We start from the raw sequence: 23,503 nt of genomic DNA on the forward strand, positions 1-23,503 counted from the left end.
ATCATAAGTAAGCTTTAGAAAATTGGTAAAACTACCAAATGGAAGTTTATTGGACAAATTGCCGAAAAATCTATGAATCCTGAGTTGATTCTGATTCCTGGTTTAAATAACCATCGCATATCTTTACTATTTCAAAGTCACGACTTCTGTTACCAACAGAAGTTTGAAATTGTACAGAAGAGAATAAAATTTATGCCGGAAGAAATTAATTGCATTATTTGTAATCATCCTGCCAACATAAAATTGGAAAACCTTGAAGGGTATCAGGAAGGAGAAACGTTTACTATTTATCATTGCTCTTCTTGTAATACATCTTTTGCATGGCCGCATGTTATAAATGAAAATATTTATGACAAAATTTATTCTCACGCTGATATTATTCCAGGCTATAGTAGGTATACGCTTTATGCAAATGAAATCACCTCCCAAAAAAATCCCCTGGATTATCTGGCTAATAAGGAAGCTGTCTATTTTTCTATAAAAGAGATTTTGGAAAAGGATGTCGGGAAAGAAGCACGAATATTAGAAGTCGGAGCAGGGCTTGGGTATCTGACTTATGCGATTAGAAAAGAAGGATTTAATATAGTAGGTTTAGATATCTCCTCCGATGCCGTGGAGCAGGCTAAGATTAAATTCGGTGATTATTTTATCTGCGGGGATATTTATGAATTTAGAAACGATAACGAAGGAAGATTTGATGTAATCATTCTTACTGAAGTGATTGAACATATCTCTGACCCAGCAGGTTTTTGTGATGCCCTGTTGAAACTTATAAAAAATGATGGGCAGCTTATAATTACCACTCCCAATAAATCATCCTTTTCTTCTGAAGAAATTTGGGAAACAGAATTACCCCCTGTCCATCTGACATGGCTTTCCGAAACTTCATTTAAATCGATAGCCAAACAAAAAAATCTGTCGCTTTCATTTTTTAATTTTTCAGACTTTAATAAGACGCATATTGATGTTACCCGTTTTATTTTTTATAATCAGTTTTATAAAATAAAGAATAGAGCGCCTGTGCTTGACCGCAATGGAAAAGTAATAATACCTGCACCATTAAGAAAAGCGAAAGGGACAAAAGGCAAGCTTAAAATTGCTTTTAAAAAATATTTTAAACCTTTTTTTATACAGTTTTTAACCCATAAAAAAAATATAAACAGAAATAATGTACTCTGTGTAATCTTGAAAAAGAACAGATAAACGTGTGGCGTTCAAAACTTGAAAAATTTGCGGTTTTAAGTTGAAACCAATCAGCACCTTGTTTCCATCGGGGACACCGTTATTAATTCAATTTTATCTGATAAACGCAGGATGCTTTATTTTGTAATATTAATTATCACATTCGATAAGATGCCCATGGCAGAAACAATAAGCGCCATTTCCCCTATTCCCAGCCTTGATTTGTTGCTTTTATTTTTTTGTGGTACAAATATTTCAGAACGGGGCGTAACATGAGGATAAGATTTGAAGAAAAGAAAATGTTTTACCGAAGCCGCTTTCCCATCCGGGTATATTACCAGCGCCCCCGTTTTTCTTGCATACGGAGTAAAATTACCTGCCTGTTGTACATAATATTTTAAATTCTTATTTTCTTTATACGGGATGATGGTCGGGTTGTAAACCTCCCCGGAAATTTTTACCAGGTTAGAGTTTCTGCTGATTGTCAAAACATCGCCATCTTCCAGAATTAAATTTTCAGAACTTTTCGGATCTGCCAGCGCCTTAGTCAGATCGACGTTTATCAAATCATACGATTTATATATCTCTTCCCGCACCCGCGGATGCAATGAAATGCTGTCGGGATTTATATTTAAAATTCGTTGAAAAAGTTTTTCCCTTTCCACCGTTGATAAATCAGATTGAATACTTCTGCGAATAGTAATGGAAGAACTATCGGCCGAGGCTTTAAAACCTCCTGCTCGTTTAATGATATCATCAATTTTATCACCGCTTTTTTGCAAACCGTACCGGCCGGGGCTTTTTACTTCGCCTGTTAAAAGTACGGTGCGCTGGGTACTAAATCCGGGAAGGGTTTTTACAATCACGATATCGTAAGGCTCAAGGGTTACGTCTTCCGCTTTTTCATCTTTTGATTCGAGATTGATATTGAGGATTTCGCTTTCATTGTGGTTAATAATATCAACATTGGCATTTTTGATCCTTCTTGTTATCTCAATATTTGTTGAATCTCCTGATTCTGCAATCCCTCCGGAAGCAAGCAATACATCCCTGAGCGAAAGATTCTGGCGCCATGGTAAGGTTGATGGTTTCCTGACGTTTCCTTCAATGGTAACATAGTTGCTGTCATGGAATTCAAATATGGAATGTACCGCAACAGAATCGTCTTTTACCAATTGCAAATTTTCGTTATTCTGTTTATCGCTGTTAAGGTCTACGGAAACCATCGTAGGCATTTTATTTTCCAGGTACCTGAAAATAGAAATTCTATTTATATAAGCATCTCTTTTAAATCCGCCTGCTTTTTGAATTAATGACGCGATAGTGAGCCCTGGCGTTAATTGGTAAGGCCCCGGCCGCAATACAGATCCTGAAATAAAAACGCGGTTGGCAAATTCATCCTGCAGCTTCCTTACAATATATTGATCGCTTCCGCTAATTACAAAATCCTTGAAATCATCTGAACTTAAATCGATTATTTTTTTTACTGAATCTGTAATCCTGATTACAGTTACAGCTCCTTTATACGCATTATCTGTAAATCCGCCGCTGTATCTTAAAAGATCATTGAAGGTCTGGTTTTCGAGCAATTCAAATTTGCCTTCTCTTTTTACATTTCCTGAAAGGGTAACTCTTTTTTTATAATAAGGTATCCGAATTACATCTCCTTCCTGCAGGATGATATTATCCTTTTGATTTCCATCAACCAAAAAATCGTATAAGTCAGCGCGTCTTTTTAGCTGGTTGCCCCGGATCACTTCAATATCGCGATAGCTGCCCATAGAAGTAGGCCCGCCGCACAAATAGAGGATATTATAGAGCGTGGTTAAAGAGGAAACTGTGTAGGTGCCTGGTTTTTTCGCCTGGCCGATCACGGTTACGCGAATGCTCCTTATTTTTCCCAGCGTTACCGCCACTTTTGTCTTTCCGGTATTGATAGCCCGGTAAATGGTGGAAGCCAGCTTTGTTTTAATTTGTTGAGAAGCTTCTTCAATACTGAGACCGTTCAAATACACGGGCCCTACATTCGGGATATATATTTCACCTGATTCGTTTATAGTGAGATTATATTTTTTTTCGCTGTAACCATATACAGAAATGATGAGTTCATCATCCGGGCCTAAAACATAGCCGGCAGGAGCCGGAATTCTTAAATTAGGTTCGAACACAAGGCTATTGCTTGTAAAAAGTTCAGATCCAAAAATGGAATTATCATTCTGGAAAGGTTCAACAGGCGGCGCTTTACCCGAGGTATCATACATGTGGCCAACTTCTTCTGAGGATGAAGAGGTGTGGTTTGAAATATCGCTTTGTTTTTTGAAGCCGATCGATTCCAGCCTTGTCTTTAATTTTTCAATTTCAGAGGGCGGCATTCCCTTATCGGATAACTTGCTTATCAATTCGGAATTGGAAAAGCCTGAGGCCTGCGCCTGGTTATAGAGAGACAGAATCTGTTTGTCGCTATAATTATCGATGTTTACATTGCTTAAATCTTTAAAATCCAGGAAACCATTTTGGGCAAAAGACGAAAGTCCACAAATAAGCATTATTATAAAAATGACAGTTGTTCTGACTTTTTTCATTGATTCATCTTTTATAGCTACTGGTCAGTAGATACGGATTTTAAAATTGGCAGCGAAGTTAATACTATTTTGATTTGCCATATTGTAGCTAAGGGGTTAGTTATCGGACATTTAGCCGGTGTTTTTTAAATAAAGGAACACTAGTTTAATTTTCACATGTAATGTACAAAAAAATGCGAAAAACCTTGATTGTTGCGCTCTTTTTCTTATTTCAGTACGGGCAACAAGTAATGAATATATATCGCTGACAGGCAAATTAAAATGCCATCAAATTCAAAGAAAACTATTTTTCGAACAGCAAGGAACCTTCGATTTCCAAAAATAATAACGCGGCTTATTGTTGCTTTACTAACTGACAACTTATTTATTAAACTTTCTGATGTCGTGCACCAGTTGTATGGCCTTTCTTGTTTCCATCAACGGAAATCCTTTGCCTTCTAAAATATTTTGGTAAGATTTGGTATGAAGTTCGGTGAATCCCTCGCTGAATTCGAAAGATTCGCCATCAATATCAAGCGTCCGGTAAGTGCGTTTGCCCGCTGCCCTTATTTCTTCCGGCAGATTATTAGCATCGATGCTTAATCTCCATTTTACATTAGCCTTTTCTAATTTTAAAATTCCCGAAGCTGTGTCTCTTGAATGTTCGTTTACGATATTTTCTTTTACATCCCCAAAAATCCACATTAGCATGTCAAAAAAATGAACGCCAATATTCGTCGCAATGCCACCGCTCTTTTGAATATCGCCCTTCCAGCTTGCATAATACCAATGACCGCGGCTGGTGATATAATCCAGATTTACGTCGTGAATTTTGCCATCTTTTTGTGAATCAATTTTCGCTTTCAAGACAACGATTGCCGGGTGTAATCTTAACTGGAGAATAGTAAATATCTTATTACCCGTTTCTTTTTCTATTTCTGCAAGGGCATCAATATTCCACGGATTTAATACAACAGGTTTTTCGCATATAACGTCGGCGCCTACACGTAAACCGAAACGTATGTGTGCGTCATGCAAATAATTGGGGCTACACACACTCACAAAATCTGTTTTAATTCCCTTGCGTTTTAGTTTTTCAATATGCCTGTCGAAGCGTTCAAATTCTGTAAAAAAATCAGCTTCAGGAAAATAACTGTCCAAAATTCCGACAGAATCATTTTTATCCAGGGCAGCTATCAGGTTATTTTTCGTATCTTTTATCGCCTTCATATGACGTGGCGCTATATAACCTGCAGCGCCTACCAATGCAAAATTTTTCATTATTAAATTTCTCTCATTTAAAAATCATTTAGAAATAAATCCATACAGTAAATAAACATTTATCCGGGATTTTTTATTTACTGCAGTTGCAAAAAATTATTTTATTCTTTTTACTTCACCATTTTCTAATCTGTATTCCTGTTGGCTTTCAGGGCAAACCGCGATGTTTTCTGAATTGAAAATAAGCTTATGACCGAATTCGCTCATCCAGCCTTTTTGTCTTCCGGGGTTTCCTACTATTAATGCAAAAGCAGGAACATCTTTGGTTACAACAGCACCTGCACCAATAAACGCAAACTCGCCAATCGTATTTCCACAAACAATCGTCGCATTGGCGCCAATGCTTGCTCCTTTTTTGATCAGGGTTTTTTTGTATTGATCTTTACGGCTTACTGCGCTTCGTGGATTAATTACATTGGTCAAAACCATGCTAGGTCCCAGAAAAACATCGTCTTCACAAATTACGCCTTCATAAATACTGACGTTATTTTGCACACGCACATTATTTCCCAAAACCACTTTTGGAGAAACAACCACATTTTGCCCCAGGTTGCAGCTGTTTCCAATTATTGCGCCGCTCATTACATGACTGAAATGCCAGATTTTTGTGCCATCTCCGATTTCACAATTGTCATCTATAATTGAAGAGGGGTGAACGTAATAACTCATAATCTCGTTTTATTTTTCAATATGTTTTAGATATTCGCCGTAGCCGCTTTTTTCAAACTTTTTTGCCAGGGAAAGAAGTTGTCCTTTATCAATAAAATGCATGCGGTATGCGATTTCTTCCAGGCAACCGATTTTAAATCCCTGCCGTTTTTCTATCACTCTCACAAATTCTGAAGCATCATGCAATGATTCAAAAGTGCCGGTGTCAAGCCAGGCAAAACCACGGTCAAGCACGGCAACTTTTAATTTTTTATCTTCTAAGTATTTTCGGTTTACATCCGTAATTTCATATTCACCGCGGGGCGATGGCGCAATGTTTTTTGCAATTTCTACCACCGAATTATCGTAAAAATATAAGCCCGGAACCGCATAATTTGATTGGGGATTTTTTGGTTTTTCTTCAATACTTATCGCGATATTTTGTTTATCGAACTCAACCACTCCATATCTTTCAGGATCAACAACAGGATAAGCAAAAATTACCGCGCCATCAGGATTTGCAGATTGTTGCAACAAATGAGAAAACCTGCTTCCATAAAAAATATTATCACCCAAAACCAACGCCACGGCATCTTTTCCAATAAAATTTTCGCCAATCACAAAAGCCTGCGCTAGACCATTTGGTTTTTTCTGTATCTCATAATGAAGTTCGCATCCCCACTGGCTTCCATCGCCCAATAATCTTTTAAATTGCGCCTGGTCTTCGGGAGTAGTGATAATTAAAATCTCTTTTATTCCTGCCAACATTAAAGTTGATAGCGGATAATAAATCATCGGCTTATCATAAATCGGCATTAATTGTTTGCTGATTCCCATTGTGATTGGATAAAGCCGTGTGCCGGAGCCGCCTGCCAGAATAATTCCTTTCATTTATAGTTTAGGGTTTAGGGTTTAGGGTTTAGGGTTTAGGATTTAGAATGGACTGTTTTAATTTGCTCAAGGCTCTGGTAATATGTTCTACTTTTAATCTGCATTCCACCAATTGATCTTGATTGATGAATTCAAGTTCCTCACAAATGATTAATTGATTTAAAACTTCAATTGTGCTTGAAAATGCAATGGTATAAAAATATGCCTGATCTTTCTGACTAATTCTGCTACTTCCCTCCGCAATATTACTCGCAATAGAAACACTTGCTCTACGTATTTGTGATACGAGAACAAATCTTTCTTCCACAGGAAATTTAGCAGTTATTTTATATAAAAAAACAGATAAATCTTTCGCAAGCTTCCAAACTTCTAATTTCTCAAATGAATAAGTATGCAAAACTTTGTAGGTTTAAGTGAATAAATTGAGTAGACCGCCAATGAATGAATGTAACAAAAATCAGGGAAATGTTTGAATTCAGCATTTGCTACTAAACCCTAAACCCTAAACTCTAAACTCTAAACTCTAAACTCTAAACTTATTCCCCATACTGTTCTTCATAATAATTCTGATAATTTCCGCTGGTTACCCCTTTCAGCCAATCTTCATTATCCAAATACCAGTCAATAGTTTTTGACAAACCTTCTTTAAACTGTAAAGAAGGTTTCCAGCCTAATTCATTATTCAATTTTGTAGCATCAATTGCATAGCGCAAGTCGTGGCCCGCCCTGTCTTTCACAAAAGTGATCAGCTTTTCTGATTCACCTTTTTCTCTTCCTAATTTTTCATCCATTTGCCTACACAATTCTTTAATGATGTCAATATTTTTCCATTCATTATGGCCTCCGATATTATACGTTTCACCAATTTTTCCGTTATGCATAATCGTATCAATCGCTCTCACGTGATCTTCCACGTATAACCAATCGCGAACATTTTCACCTTTGCCATAAATCGGAATGGATTTTTTATTGATAATATTATGAATAGAAAGCGGAATTAATTTTTCAGGAAAATGAAACGGGCCATAATTATTAGAACAATTTGAAATGATTACCGGGAAATTATAGGTGTGGTAATACGCTCTTACAAAATGATCGGAAGACGCCTTGGATGCGGAATACGGGCTGCGTGGATCATACGCTGTTTCTTCTGTAAAAAACCCTTCTTCGCCCAGGCTTCCATACACTTCATCTGTAGAAATATGGTAAAATAATTTTCCTTCAAAATTATCTTTCCACGCTTCTTTTGCCACCTGCAACAATGAAGCTGTGCCCAAAACATTGGTTTTTACAAACGCAAGAGGATCAGTGATCGAGCGATCAACGTGGCTTTCAGCTGCAGTATGAAGCACGTTGGTGAAATGATATTTTTCAAAAATATTTTTTACTAATTCCATATCGAGAATATCACCTTTTACAAAAGTATAATTCGGTTTATCTTCAATGTCTTTCAGATTCTCAAGATTGCCTGCGTAAGTAAGTTTATCAAGATTTACAATTGTATAATCCGGGTATTTATTCACAAATAATCTTGTCAGATGTGATCCGATAAAACCTGCGCCACCGGTGATTAATATTACTTTTTCCATTTAGTATTTTCGATTTTTAAAGGTTTGCAAAAATATTGATTAATTTCTGCATTGAAAACCGGAACGAGCCAGGATGAGATTGCAGTAAAGCGACTTTTATTGATGATTGCTATTTTTTCTAAAATAAAGCTAATAATGGATTCAACCGATTTAAGCTAACAACCAATTAACTAATTTCCGGTTTACCTTTGCCCGCTATGCATTACGCTTCAATTGAAAATTTAAAAAAATCATTCGGGATTAGAACACTTTTTAAAGACATCAGCTTTTATATTGAAGAAGGCGACAAAATTGCTTTTGTGGCCCGAAATGGAAGTGGTAAATCAACGCTTTTAAGAATTATTGCCGGCCTGGATACGCCCGATTCGGGAACTGTTTGGATTCATAAAGATGTGAAAGTGATAATGCTGCAACAGGAAACCGCTTTTGAAAATGATTTGTCTATTTGGGATAACGTTTTAAATCTTGATAATCCGGTGGTGAAGCTGGTGAAAGAATATGAAATGCTTTTGGAAGATGATGTGCCAAATGAAACCAGAATAAGCGAATTGATAACAGAACTTACTGAGGCCAACGCGTGGACTTTTGAAAGTGATTTAAAACAGATTTTGGGAAAATTAAATTTGCATCATCTGAATGAACCGGTGAAAAATCTGAGTGGCGGACAACGAAAAAGGGTAGCGCTTGCGCAGGCTTTGATAGAAGCGCAATTACATGAAGGAAAGTGTATGTTGATTCTTGATGAACCTACGAATCATTTGGATGTAGAAATGATTGAATGGTTGGAAAACTTTTTGGCGAGCAATAAAAGCACGTTGTTATTGGTAACGCACGATCGTTATTTTTTGGATGAAGTTTGTAACGAAATTGTAGAATTGGACGATGAAAAAATTTATGTTTATAAAGGTGATTACGATTATTTTTTAGAACAAAAATCAATGCGGCAGGAAGTTCAGCAAAGTGAATTTCAAAAAGATAAAAATATTTTCCGGAAAGAATTGGAATGGATGCGCAAGCAGCCAAAGGCACGTACGACAAAATCAAAAAGCCGCCAGGACGCTTTTGCAGAAGTAGAAGAACGCGTGAGCCAGAAAAAGGAAGTAGTCGAAGTTTCGTTGCAGGTGAAAATGACGCGCATGGGTGGGAAGGTGCTGGAGATGAAAAAAGTGCATAAATCTTATGGCGACAAAGTGATCATGAAAGGGTTTGATTATACTTTTAAAAAAGGAGAAAGGGTCGGAATTGTCGGAAAAAATGGGACGGGGAAATCTACTTTTTTAAAAGTGGCGCTGGATATTGTTCCTCCGGATAGCGGAAAAATAAATCATGGCGAAACCATTGTTTTTGGCAATTTCGCACAGGAAGGTTTGCAGTATAAAGAAGATAAAAGAGCGATAGAATATGTAAAAGATTTTGCTGAATTTTTTCCATTAGCTGATGGAAGCAAGATCAGCGCTTCGCAATTCATGGAGAAATTCGGCTTCACGGCGCAGCAACAATTTACGCCATTAAGCAAATTAAGTGGTGGTGAAAAAAGGCGTTTGCATTTACTGAGTATTCTTTTTAAAAATCCTAATTTTTTGGTGCTTGATGAACCAACAAATGACCTGGATTTGCAAACCTTAAGAACCTTGGAAGAATTTTTACAGGATTTTCCGGGCTGTATTTTAATTGTAAGTCACGACCGGTATTTTATGGATCGTCTCGTCGATCATCTTTTTGCTTTTGAAGGAAATGGTGTTATCAGGGATTTTCCCGGAAATTATTCGCAATACAGGCTTTGGAAACAATTGGAAGAAAACAATGAAAACAAAAAGCAGAACGGTGAAGGCTCAAAGCAAAAAGCAGAAACTAAAATGCCCGCGGATGATAGTGTGAAGCAGAAGGAAGAACAAAACGAAACACAAAAGCTTTCTTACAAAGAAAAAACGGAGTTTGAAAAATTAGAAAAAGAAATTGCTGATTTGGAGAAAGAAAAAAAATTGATGGAAGTGAAATTAAGCAACGGATCGCAGGAATTTAAAAAGCTTCAGGAAACTTCAGAAAGAATCAATGAGATAATTGTAATGATAGATAAGAAAGAAATGCGTTGGCTTGAATTGAGTGAAAGAGCAGCATTATAGTTTTTTATAGTAAACAAACAAAAAGAATCGATTTTTATTTTAGGTAAATAAGTAGTTAATAAAAATGAAGAACTGGTTCGCTTCCGATCTTAATTTTAATTCACACTATCCCAAACCCATACAGGACGCAGCAGAAAAACATTGGACACGCATTGAAGTTGCGAAAAAAGCGGCTGCATTTTTAGCAACTTCGCCGGAGGTAAAAGTGCTGGATATTGGAAGTGGCGCAGGAAAATTTTGCCTGGTGGCTGCGCACGAATATCCGCTTACTAATTTTTATGGCGTTGAACAAAGGCAAAGCCTGGTGGATATATCAGACGATCTTGCCAGAGAACTTGAGTTAAATAATGTTTCATTTATCTGCGACAATATTTGCAATATTGATTTTAGAAAGTTTGATAATTTTTATTTTTACAATTCCTTTTATGAAAATGTTCCTGGTACCCAAAAGATTGATTATTCCATAAGATATTCTGAAGATTTGTATAATTTTTACAACCGGTATTTATATAAGCAATTGGATAAAAAGCAAGCTGGCACCCGTCTTGTCACCTATCACAGTTTTGGAAGCGAAATCCCCCGGGGATATGAAGTGGTGAAAACTGATTACAATGATTTTTTAAAATTTTGGATAAAAGTGTAGCCTTAACCGGCAATAAAAATCACAAAATGAAAACCGGAAGTTATTTCATTAAAATACTTTTATTTTTTTTATTTGCACTTTTTAATGGCCGGATATTTTCACAATCAGTAAACAAGGGAATAGTTCAAATTCTTTATTCACCGGCGCATCCCGTAAATACTTTTATTCCTTCGCAATTTATAGGCGGCGCAATCGATGGGCATTTCAAAGGAGACATCGATAAAATGCTTACTCCCGCAAATATTGCTGTCATGAAATCTGCAGGGATAAAACCCGTAAGTTATCGCCTCCGCACTGAACTTGCCGGCGAAGTTTGGCACTGGAATCCGAAGGGAAAATGGAGTGATAGCATTCATCAACAAGGTTACTGGATTTCAGATTCTATTTCTGATGAGCCAATCATCCTTTCCAACGGATTTCGTTTGCCGAGAAGAGGCAATACACACGACCAGGCTAACGATGATGGCTATTCGAAAATTGATGATGGAGATACCGCTACTTTTTGGAAAAGCAACCCTTACCTGGATTCTACTTTTACTCATGAATCAAATAAGCTTCATCCACAATGGGTGATTATTAACCTGGGAAAAAAATATCGTATAAATGCGTTGAAAATAAAATGGGGGAACCCTTATGCGTTAAGTTATACAGTAAATTATGCCAAAGGAAATGATCCTCAATATTTTGATCCTTTTGAACCCAACATCTGGCATTCATTTCCTAACGATACTTTCGGCAGTGACCAAATAAATTCAGTTAAAAAGATTTCTGGAAAACCTTTGCCGGTTCAATTTATAAGAATTTCTTTTTCCAATAGCTCCTATACTTCCAGCCAGATTTCCAAAGACATTCGTGATAAATTGGGTTTTGCCATCAAAGAAATTGAAGTTGGCTTTGAAGATTCCAAAGGAATATTTCATGATTATGTCCGTCATTCTTCCAATCACGGGCAAAGTGTAATCCATGTTTCTTCAACAGATTCATGGCATACTTCAAAAGATATTGACCCAAATGTAGAACAGCCGGGGATAGATCGTTTTTTTAATGACGGTTTAACTGCGAATGAACCGGCTTTAATGCCAATGGCTTTGCTGTATGGCACGCCGGAAAATATGATGGCTCTTTTAAAATATTTGAAAAGAAAAAAGTACCCGGTAAATGAATTGGAAATGGGCGAAGAGCCCGAGGGGCAATTAGTTGCGCCAACGGATTACGGCGCTTTGTATTTTCAATTAGGAAAGAAATTAAGGAGTGTAGATAGTACGATTCAAATGGGCGGCCCTTGTTTTGCTTCTCTTTCACCAGAACCCGAAGACAGCACCACTTTTACAGAAGCGAAGTGGACCGCGCTTTTCTTAAATTATTTAAAAAGCCATAACAGAATAAATCTTTTTAGCTTTTTTTCTTTTGAGTGGTATCCGTTTGATGACCTTTGCGCACCATCAGCTCCACAGCTAATTGCGGCTCCATCAATGCTTTCAACAGCCATGAAGAATATTCAAAATGTTTTACCGGAGAAAACGCCAATGTATGTAACAGAATATGGTTATTCTGCCTACGAAGGCAAACCTGAAGTTGAAATTCAGGGTGCTCTGATGTATGCAGATATTCTTGGAAAATTTATGGAGACGGGAGGAAAAAAAAGCTTTTTATATGGCTACGAACCAGCGTTTCTGCAACAATCATTTAATTGCGGATACGGAAACAATATGCTTTTGGGATTGAATGATTCCGGTAAAATAAATTACAAAACCGCTGCTTTTTATGGAACCAGAATGATAACCCATTTTTGGGCACAGCCAATGGATTCGGTTTTAGAAATTTTTCCAACGGAATGTAATATCAAAAATAAAAAAGGTCAATCAATCGTTTCAGCTTACGCGCTTCGTTCTTCACTTGGTAATTGGTCTGTAATGCTTATCAATAAAAATCCCCACAAAACTTTTTCAATAAGTATAAAAATTCAAAATTCGGATTTAAGTAAATCTGTTGGGTGGAATCCAACAAAGCTAATTCAATATAGTAAGGAACAATATAGGTGGAAAGCCAATGGCCTGTATGGCCATCCGTCCAAATCAATGCCGCCGGTTATTAAAAAAATTAATGGAACTTCATCAATCACATTACCGCCTTTTTCTTTAACCGTGGTTAATTAAAGGAAAGGGAGATAAAAAATCGGTGTATTTCCTGCCCGACTGATTCGGTCAGGCGGGTTGCTTTACTATTGAAGCCTTCACTAATCTTTAAACAATGAGCCTGAAACGAAAAATTATAACTTCACTCTATCCATTACAAATGAAACTTTCAAAATTGACAGGTATGGGAATTAATATTTATGAAAATAAAGACAATGTTCAACCTCCGCAGGATTTTTATTCCCTGAAAGCTACTCTAAACAACGGCGAAGAAATTTCTTTTGAAAAATTTAAAAATCAAAAAGTGTTGATTGTAAACCTCGCTTCTCTTTGTGGCTATACGCCTCAATATGAAGAGCTGCAAAAATTATACGAACAGGCTGAAAATCTTGTTATTCTTGGTTTTCCGGCAAATAATTTTGGCAAGCAGGAACCTGGAAGCGATGATGAAATCAGTAATTTTTGCAAGATAAATTATGGAGTAACTTTTCCTTTGTTTAAGAAAGATGATGTGACAGGAAAAGAAAAACAACCCGTTTATCAATGGCTTTCGGACAAAAATAAAAATGGTTGGAATGATATTGAGCCTGAATGGAATTTTTATAAATACCTGGTAGATGAAAATGGAAATTTGCAAAAAGTATTTTCGTCTTCTGTTTCACCGATGGATATAAACCTATAGATTTCGCTTCTCATTGCGATTGTCGGGAACCTTGTGGTTTTAAACGGGACATTTTTCATGATAATTAATCAATTCTATCGGCGTTTTCTCAAATTCGTAACCCGAATAATGGATTACGATATCATCTAAAACCTCTAAAATTTCATCTACTTCTTTCAACGTTACCAACTTTCCACGATACTCTTTTATATTAGGCAATCCTTTCAGGTAATTGGTATAATGGCGGCGCATTTCGTTAATTCCCACCACAGGGCCTTTCCATTCAAAAGATTTTATCAAATGTTTTTTACAAACCGCCACCCTTTCTTCAACGGTAGGCGCAGGAAGAATTTCACCGGTTTTTACGTAATGTGAAATTTCATTAAAAATCCATGGATAACCGATGGCTGCGCGCCCAATCATAATGCCGTCAACGCCGTATTTATTTTTATATTCCACTGCTTTTTGAGGAGAATCAATATCTCCATTGCCAAAAACAGGAATTCTAATTCTCGGATTTTCTTTCACCTTCGCAATCAATTCCCAGTTGGCACTTCCTTTATACATTTGTACACGTGTGCGCCCATGAATTGCCAACGCCTGTATACCTACGTCCTGCAATCTTTCCGCCACCTCTTCAATATTTTTGGTGTCTTCATCCCAGCCCAATCTTGTTTTTACAGTTACCGGCAAAGTTGTGCTCTTAACGACGGCATCGGTTAAGCGAATCATTAAAGGCAAATCTTTTAAAACGCCGGCTCCTGCTCCGCGCATCGCTACTTTCTTCACCGGGCAACCATAATTTATATCCAAAATATCCGGATTGGTAGCATCAACGATTTTCGCCGCAAGTGCAAGGCTATCCTCATCGCCACCAAAAATCTGGACGCCAACCGGTTTTTCGTAATCAAAAATGTCTAATTTCTTTTTGCTTTTGATAGCGTCGCGAATTAATCCTTCGCTGCTGATAAATTCCGTGTACATCAGGTGCGCTCCGTTATCTTTGCAAACCGCGCGAAACGGCGGGTCGCTTACATCTTCCATGGGCGCGAGCAACAAAGGGAAATCGGGAAGCTGGATGTTACCTATTTTAATCAATTTAGATAATTGGTTTTAAATATAAATTAGGCTTTATTTCCGTTTATCATAAAGCGCTCATTTAAATCTGTTTAAAAAAAATTCGGCTGTAAATTTACGCACTTAAATACTTTCATTAAAAATGATGAACAGAAATTCGGGAAAATTTAGCTATTCAACCCAATTGGGAATTTTATTGGGATTGATCGGAGGCGGTGTTGTCTTAGGTTCAATAATTTCTGTCGTGATTTGGTTAGCGATGACAGGAAGAGAAGTAGGTACATTGTCGACGGATATTTTCAATCCAAAATATTACAACGCTATCATGTGGATGCAGGCTGTTTCTACCTTCATGATGTTTTTTCTTCCTGTTTATCTTTTTGCCTTAATATCCTATCGCGATCCTGTAAGATTTATGGGCTTCAATACAAGGTTTAATTACAGGCAGGTATTGATGGTCATCGCTATTCTCATCCTCACCTTTCCCTTATCCGGCGCATTGGCAGAAATAACAAAGCTGATTCCCATTCCGCATAGCTGGGAAGTTTATTTCAAGGCCAAAGAAGCAGAGCGTATGACCGAAGAAAAAGCCCTGATTAATATTAATTCCTTTCCCAGATATTTGATTTCAATGGTAATTATTGCGCTTTTGCCAGCCATCTTTGAAGAAGTTTGTTTCAGGGGTGGAATTCAAAATATTTTAACCAGGTGGTTCAAAGGCCCATGGATTGCTATCATTTTAACTTCCATTATTTTCAGCGCTGTTCACATTTCTTATTATGGTTTCTTTGTGCGGTTTGCTCTTGGCATATTCCTCGGGCTCGTATTTTACTACAGTGGCAGCCTTTGGCTAAGCATACTTTTTCATTTCCTGTATAATGGTGTGCAGGTTACGGTGCTTTATATCGTAACAATGACATCAGGGCCTGCTGCACAATCAAAAGATATCGAAGAAAATTTTCCTATTTGGGCCGGCGTAATCGCTTTGATTTTGCTAATTTTTTCCTTTCAGAAATTCCGTGAATTTTCGTTGGCCGAACAGCAAAAATACAGGATACCTGAAGAAGACCCTGATGATTTTCATAATTGGATAGCTTAACTTTTATAATTACCAGATGGCCTTTGATATTAAAACATTCCGGACGCGCGCACTTACAGCAATCATTTTTGCGCTGGTAATGCTTGCCGGATTGCTTTGGAATAAATGGAGTTTTATAATATTATTTACGATTGTCCATTTTGGATGCTGGGTGGAATTTATAAGATTACTTAAGAAAATTGATGCGGCCAATTATAAGCTGAAAAGCGTCTTGGGATTGCTTTATATCACTCTCCCAATCGTATTGATGATTTGGATGAGAGTAAATAATCCTTCAGCGGTTAGCGATAATTTTTTAAAAGCCATCCCGTGTGGTATTGTTTTTTCAATTTGGATAAACGACACGATGGCATATATTGTAGGCTCGCTCATTGGCAAAACACCCTTGTCTTCCATTTCTCCTAAAAAAACAAAAGAAGGAACCTATGGAGGCATTATCCTTTGTGTGTTTGTAATCTCATTAATTGGTTACTTTACTTCCTTTTATACAGTGGGAGATTGGATTGTAATCAGCTTGTTTTGCGCCATTTTTGGAACGTTGGGTGATTTGCTTGAAAGCAAACTGAAAAGAATGGCAAATGTTAAAGATAGCGGTTCGCTAATGCCGGGCCATGGCGGATTTTTAGACCGGTTTGATTCGATGCTGGTGGCTATTCCCTTTGTCTTCGTATATTATGCAATATTTATAGTGAATTAAACGGAATAGTCTGCTGTTCAATTTTTATCTTTGTATTTCAAACATGGCTAATGAATATTCATAAAGAAGGATACCGCACTATTGCTATTACAGTTTTGATTTTTGGGGCAATTAATATTATTTTCTTTTATTTTTTTAGCGCTCAAAACCCTTTTTTGTCATGGGTGGTGTTTGGAATTAGTCTTATTGCACTACTTTTTATTATCTCATTTTTCAGGTCACCCAAAAGAAATTTTATTGTTGCCCATCACCAGGTTATTTGCCCGGCAGATGGCAAGGTGGTAGTGATTGAAGAAACAATGGAGCCTGAATATTTTAAGGATAAAAGATTGCAGGTATCTATTTTTATGAGCCCGGCCAATGTGCATATAAACCGGATTCCCATGTCGGGGAAGATAGAATACAGCCAATATCACAAGGGCAAATATTTAGTGGCGTGGAATCCAAAGTCATCCACTGAAAATGAACGCCATTCAGTGGTAATTAAAAGTGACAGCGCGGTTATATTAGTAAAGCAAATTGCCGGTGCGATGGCCAAACGGATTGTAAATTACCTTAAAGTGGGCGAATACGTTTCTCAGGGAAATGAAATGGGATTCATAAAGTTTGGAAGCCGCGTGGATGTTTTGTTGCCCGTGGGAACGGAGTTGAATGTGGCTCTCAATCAAAAAGTGAAAGGCGGCATTACTGTGCTGGCAACCATTGATACACTTGTTCCCGTTGACGAGCCAAATACTGGCGGAAACGATTCTGTATCGGTTTAAAAAGAAAGTAAGCCAGCCCCGCCTGACCGAATCAGTCGGACAGGAAATAATTCAATATTTTATTTTGGCATTTTTGCCCGCAAAGAGGCTACCAATTCGGCAAGTATTTTTCTATATTCATCCATTTGCAAAACGGGTTTCTTAAAGGGAAATGAAGTCGCTTTTGTTATAGCATCCACAATTGAAAAATTTTTCTGGCTTTCTGTGTAGAAATATTGCTTTTCCAAAAGGTATTCAGCCAGGTATTCCTGTTCGGTTTGGCCTGGCGTGGGTACTAAAATGGCTTTCTTCTGCAAGACTGATAAATCCATCACGGATGTGTAGCCACTTCGGCATACAACCAGCCTGGATTCGGCTAGCAGCTGGTTTAATTCATCTGAAGGAATATGATTTTCAATAGTTACCCGATTAAAATTGGCTGGCTTTTCTGTTGCAGCCGGCAAACCTCTGACAAACATGATTTTTCCCTTGAGGTTTACTATTTGACGAAATAAAAGATCTTCAAAAATCGTTCTTTGCGGCTCCGGCCCCGAAAGTATAACCAGCAAATCATAAATATAATCCGAATGGGCTATGGGTTTAAACCGGGATAATGGCCCAATGTATTTCGTTTTAGGAGGTAATATTTTTGGATGGGAAAGTTTGCCGGCCAGCCCGTCATTTTCCCGGTCCGGAACCCAGCAAGCGGAATATTTTTTTATAAAGTAATAATGAATTTTTTGCCCAATTTTCTCTGAAAAACGACTTCCTGTTTTAATAAAAAGCTGGTGGGTAATATAAAAAGAGGGTACTTTATTGCTGTACATCCCAAAACGATTATCCGAAATAACGGCATCGATTGAATACTGCTTTATGACTTTCGTCAGCCATCGCTTTTCAATTAATACTTTATAAAAAACGGCTGGTATTTGAAAAAACAATTTTAAACTAAAAAATCTTTTTCTCTGGCTGTAGGTGATTTCATAGCCTTTGAATTGCAAAAATTGTACAAATGGAAATTCTTTTTTTAAAAGTAAAAACGACGCTTTATCGGCCACAATAAAAACTTCACAGTTTAAAAAGATAAGTTCTCTAATAATTGGAATACAGCGGGTTGTATGCCCCAGTCCCCAATCCAACGGCGCTACAATTACCCGGGGCCTTTGGTGCGGATTATATAAATTTTCACTTTTCTTCAAAAAATTTACAATATTTATTGGTGAAAATAGTTTAATTTGGTATTATCAATTATTGAGAATTCGCTTATTCTGACGGATTAGTGATTTTTCAGTTTTTACAAATATTCGGATATTAAATGAAAAACGTAACCCAAACCTTGGTAATATTATTGGTAATCCTGTCTGTGATTGTGATGAGCTGCAGCGCTTCCCGCAAAAGCAAATGTGGATGTCCACATAATAGCGGCATGGTAGGCTATTAAAAACCAATCAAAAATGGACAAATTCAACAGGGATCTATTGGTATTGTTCAAAGAAAAATCTAACCCCCAATCAATTGAGCAGGAAGTCGAGCTACTTCACGAGCTTTTATTCTATGCTGAAAAGGTCGAAAACCTTGTATCCGTTTACGAAGTGGTTAACGTAAACAAGTATAAAATTTCTTCGAACAAAAAGATTGTACGCGAAACATTGAGCAATAAGATCTTAAAACCTTTCGTGTTTTTGTTTAACAAAAATTAAAGGTTTATTCTTTTATCACCCATACTTCCTTTCCTCTTAACAGGCGGTCAAGGTCAGCGGTGGCCTTTGCTTTGGCTTCATCAATTTGATTAGCCATAATATCTTCATAACAGGGCCTCTCAGTTTCATAAAATACACCAAACGGCCTGGGAAAATGGTGTTCCGGATTTTTAGCGTCTTCAAAAATCCTCGTTAAAATCTGCCCTTTATAAAAATCTTTTTCATCATGAATCCACAGGTCATTTACACTTACATCTTGTGTTAAATCAACAACTTGTGGCTGTAAGCCGTCCATGCGGATTCCTTTATTTTTATCCGTTCCAAAAACCAAGGGTTGGCCCTGTTCAAGGAAAATAGTTTCTTCCGGTTTAGATTTTTTATCTGTAAATATTTCAAAAGTTCCATCATTGAAAATGTTACAATTCTGATATATTTCGAGAAAAGACGCTCCTTTGTGACGTGCTGACCTTAACAGCATTTCCTGCAAATGTTTGGGATCCCTGTCCATAGTTCTTGCCACAAATGTAGCATCAGCGCCCAAAGCGAGCGCTGCAGGGTTAAACGGATGGTCGATGCTTCCGAGAGGGGAGCTTTTGGTAACTTTCTTTTGTTCACTGGTCGGGGAATACTGCCCTTTGGTGAGACCATAAATTTCATTATTAAAAAGCAATATATTCACGTCAAAATTCCGCCGCAGCAAATGAATTGTATGGTTTCCTCCTATGCTCAGTGAATCTCCGTCGCCGGTTACAATCCAAATGCTCAGTTCAGGACGGGTCGCTTTCAGGCCGCTGGCAATTGCAGTAGCCCGGCCATGAATGCTGTGCATTCCATAGGTATTCATATAATATGGAAACCGGCTGCTGCATCCAATCCCTGAAATAATTACAAAATTTTCCTTTGGGATTCCTAAAGTCGGAAACACTCTTTGAACCTGCGCGAGTATTGAATAATCGCCACAACCGGGGCACCAACGCACTTCCTGGTCTGTAGCAAAATCTTTTGCAGTTAGTTTTTGGGAAGCGATCGCAATTTCAGTCATTTTTTTTTATTAAATAACAAAGTTAGCATATACACAGCATCTGAAAGTTAATGTATTTGTGAAATAGGGAAAATTTTATGCACTTCAAAGCAGCCCATCACAGGTTATTTTTCAATTCCAACAGAAACATCTTTACTTTTTCCAACGATTCAATAAGCTCATGTTTCTCACCCGCAGCCTTATTGTTCTTGATAAATTCCTTTGCTCCTTCAATTGTATATTTTCTTTCACGAAGCAAATGATAAATCATTTTAAGATTCTTGACATCCTCCGGCCTGAAAAACCGGTCGCCTTTTTTATTTTTTTTCGGCTTTAGAATGGCAAATTCCTTGTCCCAGTATCTGATCAGGGAAGTGTTTTCGTGAAACATGTCAGCCACATCTCCTATTGAATAATATTGTTTTTGAAAAAGTATTTCATCTTCAGGCACTTTTACAACGTCCGGTTCGGCATTGTATTCTTTAAGACTTTTTCTGCCGCGCTTTGATTTTGGCTTTATTTGTTGCTTTACTGCTTCCTTTGTTGGATTCTGATATTTTTCTTCCCTGTCAAATGAAAAGCTAATTTGCGTAAGTGGCATATTCAGAATTTTCGGATTAAAAGATTAAAACAGATTTTTCGCCAGGTCTTTACAGTTTGTAAATGGGTTTAAACCAAATACCTTTGCTGCGTTTAACATTTTCTATAACAAATATACTTTCTTAAAAGCCAAACCGATCTTAAAAAATTCGCACCCTTTATGATGAGCAGTGGAGAAATAAGACAGCATTTCCTTGATTTTTTTAAAAGCAAAGAACATCAAATTGTTGCGTCCGCACCAATTGTAATTAAAAATGATCCTACATTACTGTTTACCAATGCAGGAATGAACCAGTTTAAAGAATACTTTTTGGGAAACTCACCGGCGCCTTACTCGCGGGTAGCAGATACTCAAAAGTGCCTGCGCGTAAGTGGAAAACATAATGATTTGGAAGAAGTAGGCGTTGACACCTATCATCATACCATGTTCGAAATGTTGGGCAACTGGAGCTTCGGAAACGCAACTAAAGAACCGCCGCCTTATTTTAAAGAAAAGGCAATTGATTTTGCATGGGAGTTACTCACCGGAGTTTATAAAATACCGGAAGCAGATTTATACGTTTCTGTATTTGAAGGCGATGAAAAGGAAGGATTGCCGCGCGATGAGGAATCTCTCAATTTCTGGAAAAAAAATATTGATGAAGACCGGATTATTTTTGGAAATAAAAAAGATAATTTTTGGGAAATGGGCGATACCGGCCCATGTGGGCCATCTACGGAAATTCATGTGGACTGCCGCAGCGCCGAAGAAAAAAAATTAATTGCCGGAAAAGATTTGATTAACAAAGACAATCCTCAGGTAATTGAAATCTGGAATATCGTATTCATTCAATATAACCGGAAAAAAGATGGTTCATTGGAATTGTTGCCCGCAAAACATGTTGATACCGGAATGGGGTTTGAAAGATTGGTGAGGGTTCTTCAAAATAAAAAAAGCAATTATGATACTGATATTTTTTCAGGAACAATTGAAGCAATAGAGAAAATTTCAGGGAAAAAATATGATTATTCTGATTCGAAAGAAGCAATTAGTTTTCGTGTAATAGCTGATCATATTCGTGCGATAGCATTTCCAATTGCTGACGGGCAATTGCCCTCAAACATAGGCGCTGGCTATGTTATAAGAAGAATTTTGCGGAGAGCTGTGCGATATTATTTTTCTTATCTCGATGTAAGAGAACCGTTGCTTTTTAAACTCGTTCCTCTGATTGCAGAACAATTCAAAAATGTTTTTCCGAATCTGAATGAGCAAAAGGATTTTGTTGCCAAAGTGATTCATGAAGAAGAAAATAGTTTTCTGAGAACCCTGGATGCAGGATTAAAAAGATTGGAATTGCTTTTACAGGAAGAAAAAAATATTGACGGGAAAACTGCTTTTGAATTATATGACACGTATGGTTTCCCGATTGATCTTACCCGGTTAATTGCCGCAGAAAATAATTTGGCTGTTGATGAAACTGGTTTTGAAAAAGAAATGCAGCAGCAAAAAAATCGAAGCCGTGCAGCATCTGTTGTTGACACAGAAGATTGGATCGCTGTAAATAAAAATGAAGGAGATGGTTTTGTCGGATATGAAAAATTTGAAACGCAAAGCAAAATTTTAAAATACAGGAAAATAAAATCAAAGGGGAAAGAAGTTTATCAAATTGTGCTGGACACCACTCCCTTTTATGCAGAAAGCGGCGGCCAGGTGGGCGATACCGGCCAATTGATTTTTGATCAGGAGTCAATACCCGTCATTAATACCAAAAAAGAAAATGAATTGATTTTACATTTTACCGAAAAGCTTCCGCGTGATATTTCTTCAGGTGTTGTTGCAAAAATTGATGTAGAAAAAAGAAATAAAACTGCTGTTCATCACAGTGCTACGCATTTGATGCATGCGGCATTAAGAAAAGTGTTGGGAACGCATGTGCAGCAAAAAGGAAGTTTGGTGAATGAAGATTATTTGAGGTTTGATTTTTCTCATTTCAGTAAAATGACAAATGAAGAAATTGAAAAAGTTGAATCAATTGTAAATAAAAAAATAAGGAAAAGTATTCCTGTGGTGATTCAGCAGATGCCCAAGGAAGAGGCCCTGAAAACAGGTGCCATGGCTCTTTTCGGCGAAAAATATGGAGATTTGGTTCGTGTGGTAATGATGGATCCAAACTTTTCAATAGAACTGTGTGGTGGTACGCATGTGGGCAATACAGGCGAATTAGGTTATTTTAAAATTATCAATGAAACCGCTGTTGGAGCTGGTTTGCGAAGAATTGAAGCAGTAAGTGGCAAAGCTGCCGAAGACGTTATCAATAAGGAATTAAACGAATTAAAATCACTTAAAGAGCAATTAAAAAATCCAAAGGACACGATTGCTGCACTTGAAAATTTGTTGACTGAAAGAGAGGGCTTAAAAAAGCAGGTAGACCAAATGGAGTTACAGATACTTGAGACAGTAAACAAACAAATAAAGGCAAATTCTGTTTTGATAAACGGCGTTCATTTTATAGGCCAGGTGGTTCTCGTTTCCAATGCCGCCGCACTAAAAAAATTGGCTTCACTTGTAAAAGAGAACCAGGAAAATTATTTGATTCTTCTTTGTGCTGACATTGAGGGCAAGCCAAATGTAGTGATAGCTGTGGATGAAAAATTCATTTCTCTTAAAAATACTGACGCAGTCAAAATAATTAAAGAAAAGGTAGCGCCATTGATAAAGGGCGGAGGAGGAGGCCAAAAAACTATGGCTACAGCAGGCGGACAAGACGCTTCAGGGTTAGAAGCAGTAATACAAAATGTAAAAAGCCTGCTCTGATTTTCCACTGATTGCATTTCAATTTTATGTTAACGTTAATCTATTAATCGCCAAAAAT

General features: G+C 37.3%; 21 protein-coding genes. 11 read left to right on the plus strand and 10 right to left on the minus strand.

From position 1 onward, the window contains the following. Positions 1 to 192: 192 nt before the first annotated feature. On the plus strand, positions 193 to 1,203 hold the full coding sequence (locus EFY79_RS04245; RefSeq protein ID WP_158605145.1) for a class I SAM-dependent methyltransferase: 1,011 nt from the start codon (positions 193 to 195) through the stop codon (positions 1,201 to 1,203). Between the two features lie 116 nt (positions 1,204 to 1,319). Here the strand turns inward: EFY79_RS04245 and EFY79_RS04250 are convergent, their stop codons facing one another. The 6 genes from EFY79_RS04250 to rfbB form a co-directional block, all read right to left on the minus strand. Further along, the gene (locus EFY79_RS04250; protein WP_123119444.1) at positions 1,320 to 3,764 is read right to left on the minus strand and encodes an SLBB domain-containing protein; all 2,445 of its coding nucleotides are present in this window, start codon (positions 3,762 to 3,764) and stop codon (positions 1,320 to 1,322) included. Positions 3,765 to 4,124: 360 nt separating this feature from the next. Next, the gene (locus EFY79_RS04255) at positions 4,125 to 5,024 is read right to left on the minus strand and encodes a Gfo/Idh/MocA family protein (RefSeq protein ID WP_123119445.1); all 900 of its coding nucleotides are present in this window, start codon (positions 5,022 to 5,024) and stop codon (positions 4,125 to 4,127) included. Positions 5,025 to 5,120: 96 nt separating this feature from the next. Continuing rightward, entirely contained in the window at positions 5,121 to 5,693 is a 573-nt protein-coding gene (locus EFY79_RS04260) for an acyltransferase (protein WP_123119446.1), read from the minus strand. Positions 5,694 to 5,702: 9 nt separating this feature from the next. Next, positions 5,703 to 6,563 (minus strand): glucose-1-phosphate thymidylyltransferase RfbA, encoded by an 861-nt coding sequence (rfbA, locus tag EFY79_RS04265; RefSeq protein WP_123119447.1) that lies wholly within the window; start codon positions 6,561 to 6,563, stop codon positions 5,703 to 5,705. A gap of 28 nt (positions 6,564 to 6,591) precedes the next feature. Then, positions 6,592 to 6,960, minus strand: a complete 369-nt coding sequence (locus tag EFY79_RS04270; protein WP_123119448.1) for a four helix bundle protein — start codon at positions 6,958 to 6,960, stop codon at positions 6,592 to 6,594. A gap of 139 nt (positions 6,961 to 7,099) precedes the next feature. After that, the gene (gene rfbB, locus EFY79_RS04275) at positions 7,100 to 8,152 is read right to left on the minus strand and encodes a dTDP-glucose 4,6-dehydratase (RefSeq protein WP_123119449.1); all 1,053 of its coding nucleotides are present in this window, start codon (positions 8,150 to 8,152) and stop codon (positions 7,100 to 7,102) included. Between the two features lie 197 nt (positions 8,153 to 8,349). Between rfbB and EFY79_RS04280 the strand changes: the two genes are divergently transcribed. The 4 genes from EFY79_RS04280 (at position 8,350) to EFY79_RS04295 (ending at position 13,735) form a co-directional block, all read left to right on the plus strand. Further along, positions 8,350 to 10,275 (plus strand): ABC-F family ATP-binding cassette domain-containing protein, encoded by a 1,926-nt coding sequence (locus EFY79_RS04280; RefSeq protein ID WP_123119450.1) that lies wholly within the window; start codon positions 8,350 to 8,352, stop codon positions 10,273 to 10,275. Positions 10,276 to 10,339: 64 nt separating this feature from the next. Then, positions 10,340 to 10,918 (plus strand): methyltransferase domain-containing protein, encoded by a 579-nt coding sequence (locus tag EFY79_RS04285; protein WP_123119451.1) that lies wholly within the window; start codon positions 10,340 to 10,342, stop codon positions 10,916 to 10,918. Positions 10,919 to 10,944: 26 nt separating this feature from the next. Beyond that, positions 10,945 to 13,074 (plus strand): discoidin domain-containing protein, encoded by a 2,130-nt coding sequence (locus EFY79_RS04290; protein ID WP_148041848.1) that lies wholly within the window; start codon positions 10,945 to 10,947, stop codon positions 13,072 to 13,074. A 94-nt stretch (positions 13,075 to 13,168) separates the two neighbouring features. Beyond that, positions 13,169 to 13,735 (plus strand): glutathione peroxidase, encoded by a 567-nt coding sequence (locus EFY79_RS04295; RefSeq protein ID WP_123119453.1) that lies wholly within the window; start codon positions 13,169 to 13,171, stop codon positions 13,733 to 13,735. Between the two features lie 39 nt (positions 13,736 to 13,774). On the opposite strand, the gene dusB is transcribed toward EFY79_RS04295, so the two are convergent. After that, complete coding sequence (gene dusB / locus EFY79_RS04300; protein ID WP_123119454.1) at positions 13,775 to 14,812, minus strand: tRNA dihydrouridine synthase DusB; 1,038 nt, start codon at positions 14,810 to 14,812, stop codon at positions 13,775 to 13,777. A 121-nt stretch (positions 14,813 to 14,933) separates the two neighbouring features. Between dusB and EFY79_RS04305 the strand changes: the two genes are divergently transcribed. The 3 genes from EFY79_RS04305 to EFY79_RS04315 are packed head-to-tail and all read left to right on the plus strand — an operon-like array spanning position 14,934 to position 17,351. Further along, positions 14,934 to 15,890 (plus strand): CPBP family intramembrane glutamic endopeptidase, encoded by a 957-nt coding sequence (locus tag EFY79_RS04305; protein WP_123119455.1) that lies wholly within the window; start codon positions 14,934 to 14,936, stop codon positions 15,888 to 15,890. A 16-nt stretch (positions 15,891 to 15,906) separates the two neighbouring features. Then, positions 15,907 to 16,587, plus strand: a complete 681-nt coding sequence (locus tag EFY79_RS04310; RefSeq protein ID WP_123119456.1) for a phosphatidate cytidylyltransferase — start codon at positions 15,907 to 15,909, stop codon at positions 16,585 to 16,587. Positions 16,588 to 16,637: 50 nt separating this feature from the next. Beyond that, positions 16,638 to 17,351 carry a phosphatidylserine decarboxylase family protein gene (locus EFY79_RS04315; protein WP_123119457.1) on the plus strand — a complete coding sequence of 238 codons (714 nt, stop codon included), beginning with the start codon at positions 16,638 to 16,640 and terminating at the stop codon, positions 17,349 to 17,351. Between the two features lie 59 nt (positions 17,352 to 17,410). Here EFY79_RS04315 and EFY79_RS04320 read toward each other — a convergent pair whose 3' ends face one another. Next, positions 17,411 to 18,529, minus strand: a complete 1,119-nt coding sequence (locus EFY79_RS04320; protein ID WP_158605146.1) for a glycosyltransferase — start codon at positions 18,527 to 18,529, stop codon at positions 17,411 to 17,413. A gap of 116 nt (positions 18,530 to 18,645) precedes the next feature. Between EFY79_RS04320 and EFY79_RS21865 the strand changes: the two genes are divergently transcribed. Both EFY79_RS21865 and EFY79_RS04325 read left to right on the plus strand, forming a co-directional pair. After that, positions 18,646 to 18,771: a hypothetical protein gene (locus EFY79_RS21865; RefSeq protein ID WP_262683607.1), complete on the plus strand. Its 126-nt coding sequence runs from the start codon at positions 18,646 to 18,648 to the stop codon at positions 18,769 to 18,771. Positions 18,772 to 18,784: 13 nt separating this feature from the next. Then, on the plus strand, positions 18,785 to 19,030 hold the full coding sequence (locus tag EFY79_RS04325) for a hypothetical protein (protein ID WP_123119459.1): 246 nt from the start codon (positions 18,785 to 18,787) through the stop codon (positions 19,028 to 19,030). A gap of 4 nt (positions 19,031 to 19,034) precedes the next feature. Here the strand turns inward: EFY79_RS04325 and EFY79_RS04330 are convergent, their stop codons facing one another. Together EFY79_RS04330 and EFY79_RS04335 are read right to left on the minus strand one after the other, a co-directional pair. Continuing rightward, complete coding sequence (locus tag EFY79_RS04330) at positions 19,035 to 20,072, minus strand: 2-oxoacid:ferredoxin oxidoreductase subunit beta (RefSeq protein ID WP_123119460.1); 1,038 nt, start codon at positions 20,070 to 20,072, stop codon at positions 19,035 to 19,037. A 97-nt stretch (positions 20,073 to 20,169) separates the two neighbouring features. Then, the gene (locus EFY79_RS04335) at positions 20,170 to 20,652 is read right to left on the minus strand and encodes a MerR family transcriptional regulator (protein ID WP_123119461.1); all 483 of its coding nucleotides are present in this window, start codon (positions 20,650 to 20,652) and stop codon (positions 20,170 to 20,172) included. A gap of 159 nt (positions 20,653 to 20,811) precedes the next feature. Between EFY79_RS04335 and alaS the strand changes: the two genes are divergently transcribed. Beyond that, the gene (alaS, locus tag EFY79_RS04340; RefSeq protein ID WP_199727433.1) at positions 20,812 to 23,445 is read left to right on the plus strand and encodes an alanine--tRNA ligase; all 2,634 of its coding nucleotides are present in this window, start codon (positions 20,812 to 20,814) and stop codon (positions 23,443 to 23,445) included. The last annotated feature ends 58 nt before the right edge of the window (positions 23,446 to 23,503 follow it).

It is taken from the genome of Hanamia caeni (assembly GCF_003721595.1).
Taxonomy (GTDB): domain Bacteria; phylum Bacteroidota; class Bacteroidia; order Chitinophagales; family Chitinophagaceae; genus Ginsengibacter; species Ginsengibacter caeni.

What these genes read in the sequence shown, in the direction of transcription:
- EFY79_RS04245 (WP_158605145.1), top strand. Translation starts at nt 193, where the DNA reads ATGCCGGAAGAAATTAATTGCATTATTTGTAATCATCCTGCCAACATA.
- EFY79_RS04330 (WP_123119460.1), bottom strand. Translation starts at nt 20,072, where the DNA reads ATGACTGAAATTGCGATCGCTTCCCAAAAACTAACTGCAAAAGATTTT.
- EFY79_RS04310 (WP_123119456.1), top strand. Translation starts at nt 15,907, where the DNA reads ATGGCCTTTGATATTAAAACATTCCGGACGCGCGCACTTACAGCAATC.
- EFY79_RS04305 (WP_123119455.1), top strand. Translation starts at nt 14,934, where the DNA reads ATGATGAACAGAAATTCGGGAAAATTTAGCTATTCAACCCAATTGGGA.
- alaS (WP_199727433.1), top strand. Translation starts at nt 20,812, where the DNA reads ATGATGAGCAGTGGAGAAATAAGACAGCATTTCCTTGATTTTTTTAAA.
- EFY79_RS04315 (WP_123119457.1), top strand. Translation starts at nt 16,638, where the DNA reads ATGAATATTCATAAAGAAGGATACCGCACTATTGCTATTACAGTTTTG.
- EFY79_RS04260 (WP_123119446.1), bottom strand. Translation starts at nt 5,693, where the DNA reads ATGAGTTATTACGTTCACCCCTCTTCAATTATAGATGACAATTGTGAA.
- EFY79_RS21865 (WP_262683607.1), top strand. Translation starts at nt 18,646, where the DNA reads ATGAAAAACGTAACCCAAACCTTGGTAATATTATTGGTAATCCTGTCT.
- EFY79_RS04325 (WP_123119459.1), top strand. Translation starts at nt 18,785, where the DNA reads ATGGACAAATTCAACAGGGATCTATTGGTATTGTTCAAAGAAAAATCT.
- rfbB (WP_123119449.1), bottom strand. Translation starts at nt 8,152, where the DNA reads ATGGAAAAAGTAATATTAATCACCGGTGGCGCAGGTTTTATCGGATCA.
- rfbA (WP_123119447.1), bottom strand. Translation starts at nt 6,563, where the DNA reads ATGAAAGGAATTATTCTGGCAGGCGGCTCCGGCACACGGCTTTATCCA.
- EFY79_RS04335 (WP_123119461.1), bottom strand. Translation starts at nt 20,652, where the DNA reads ATGCCACTTACGCAAATTAGCTTTTCATTTGACAGGGAAGAAAAATAT.
- EFY79_RS04295 (WP_123119453.1), top strand. Translation starts at nt 13,169, where the DNA reads ATGAGCCTGAAACGAAAAATTATAACTTCACTCTATCCATTACAAATG.
- EFY79_RS04280 (WP_123119450.1), top strand. Translation starts at nt 8,350, where the DNA reads ATGCATTACGCTTCAATTGAAAATTTAAAAAAATCATTCGGGATTAGA.
- EFY79_RS04285 (WP_123119451.1), top strand. Translation starts at nt 10,340, where the DNA reads ATGAAGAACTGGTTCGCTTCCGATCTTAATTTTAATTCACACTATCCC.
- EFY79_RS04255 (WP_123119445.1), bottom strand. Translation starts at nt 5,024, where the DNA reads ATGAAAAATTTTGCATTGGTAGGCGCTGCAGGTTATATAGCGCCACGT.
- EFY79_RS04250 (WP_123119444.1), bottom strand. Translation starts at nt 3,764, where the DNA reads ATGAAAAAAGTCAGAACAACTGTCATTTTTATAATAATGCTTATTTGT.
- EFY79_RS04290 (WP_148041848.1), top strand. Translation starts at nt 10,945, where the DNA reads ATGAAAACCGGAAGTTATTTCATTAAAATACTTTTATTTTTTTTATTT.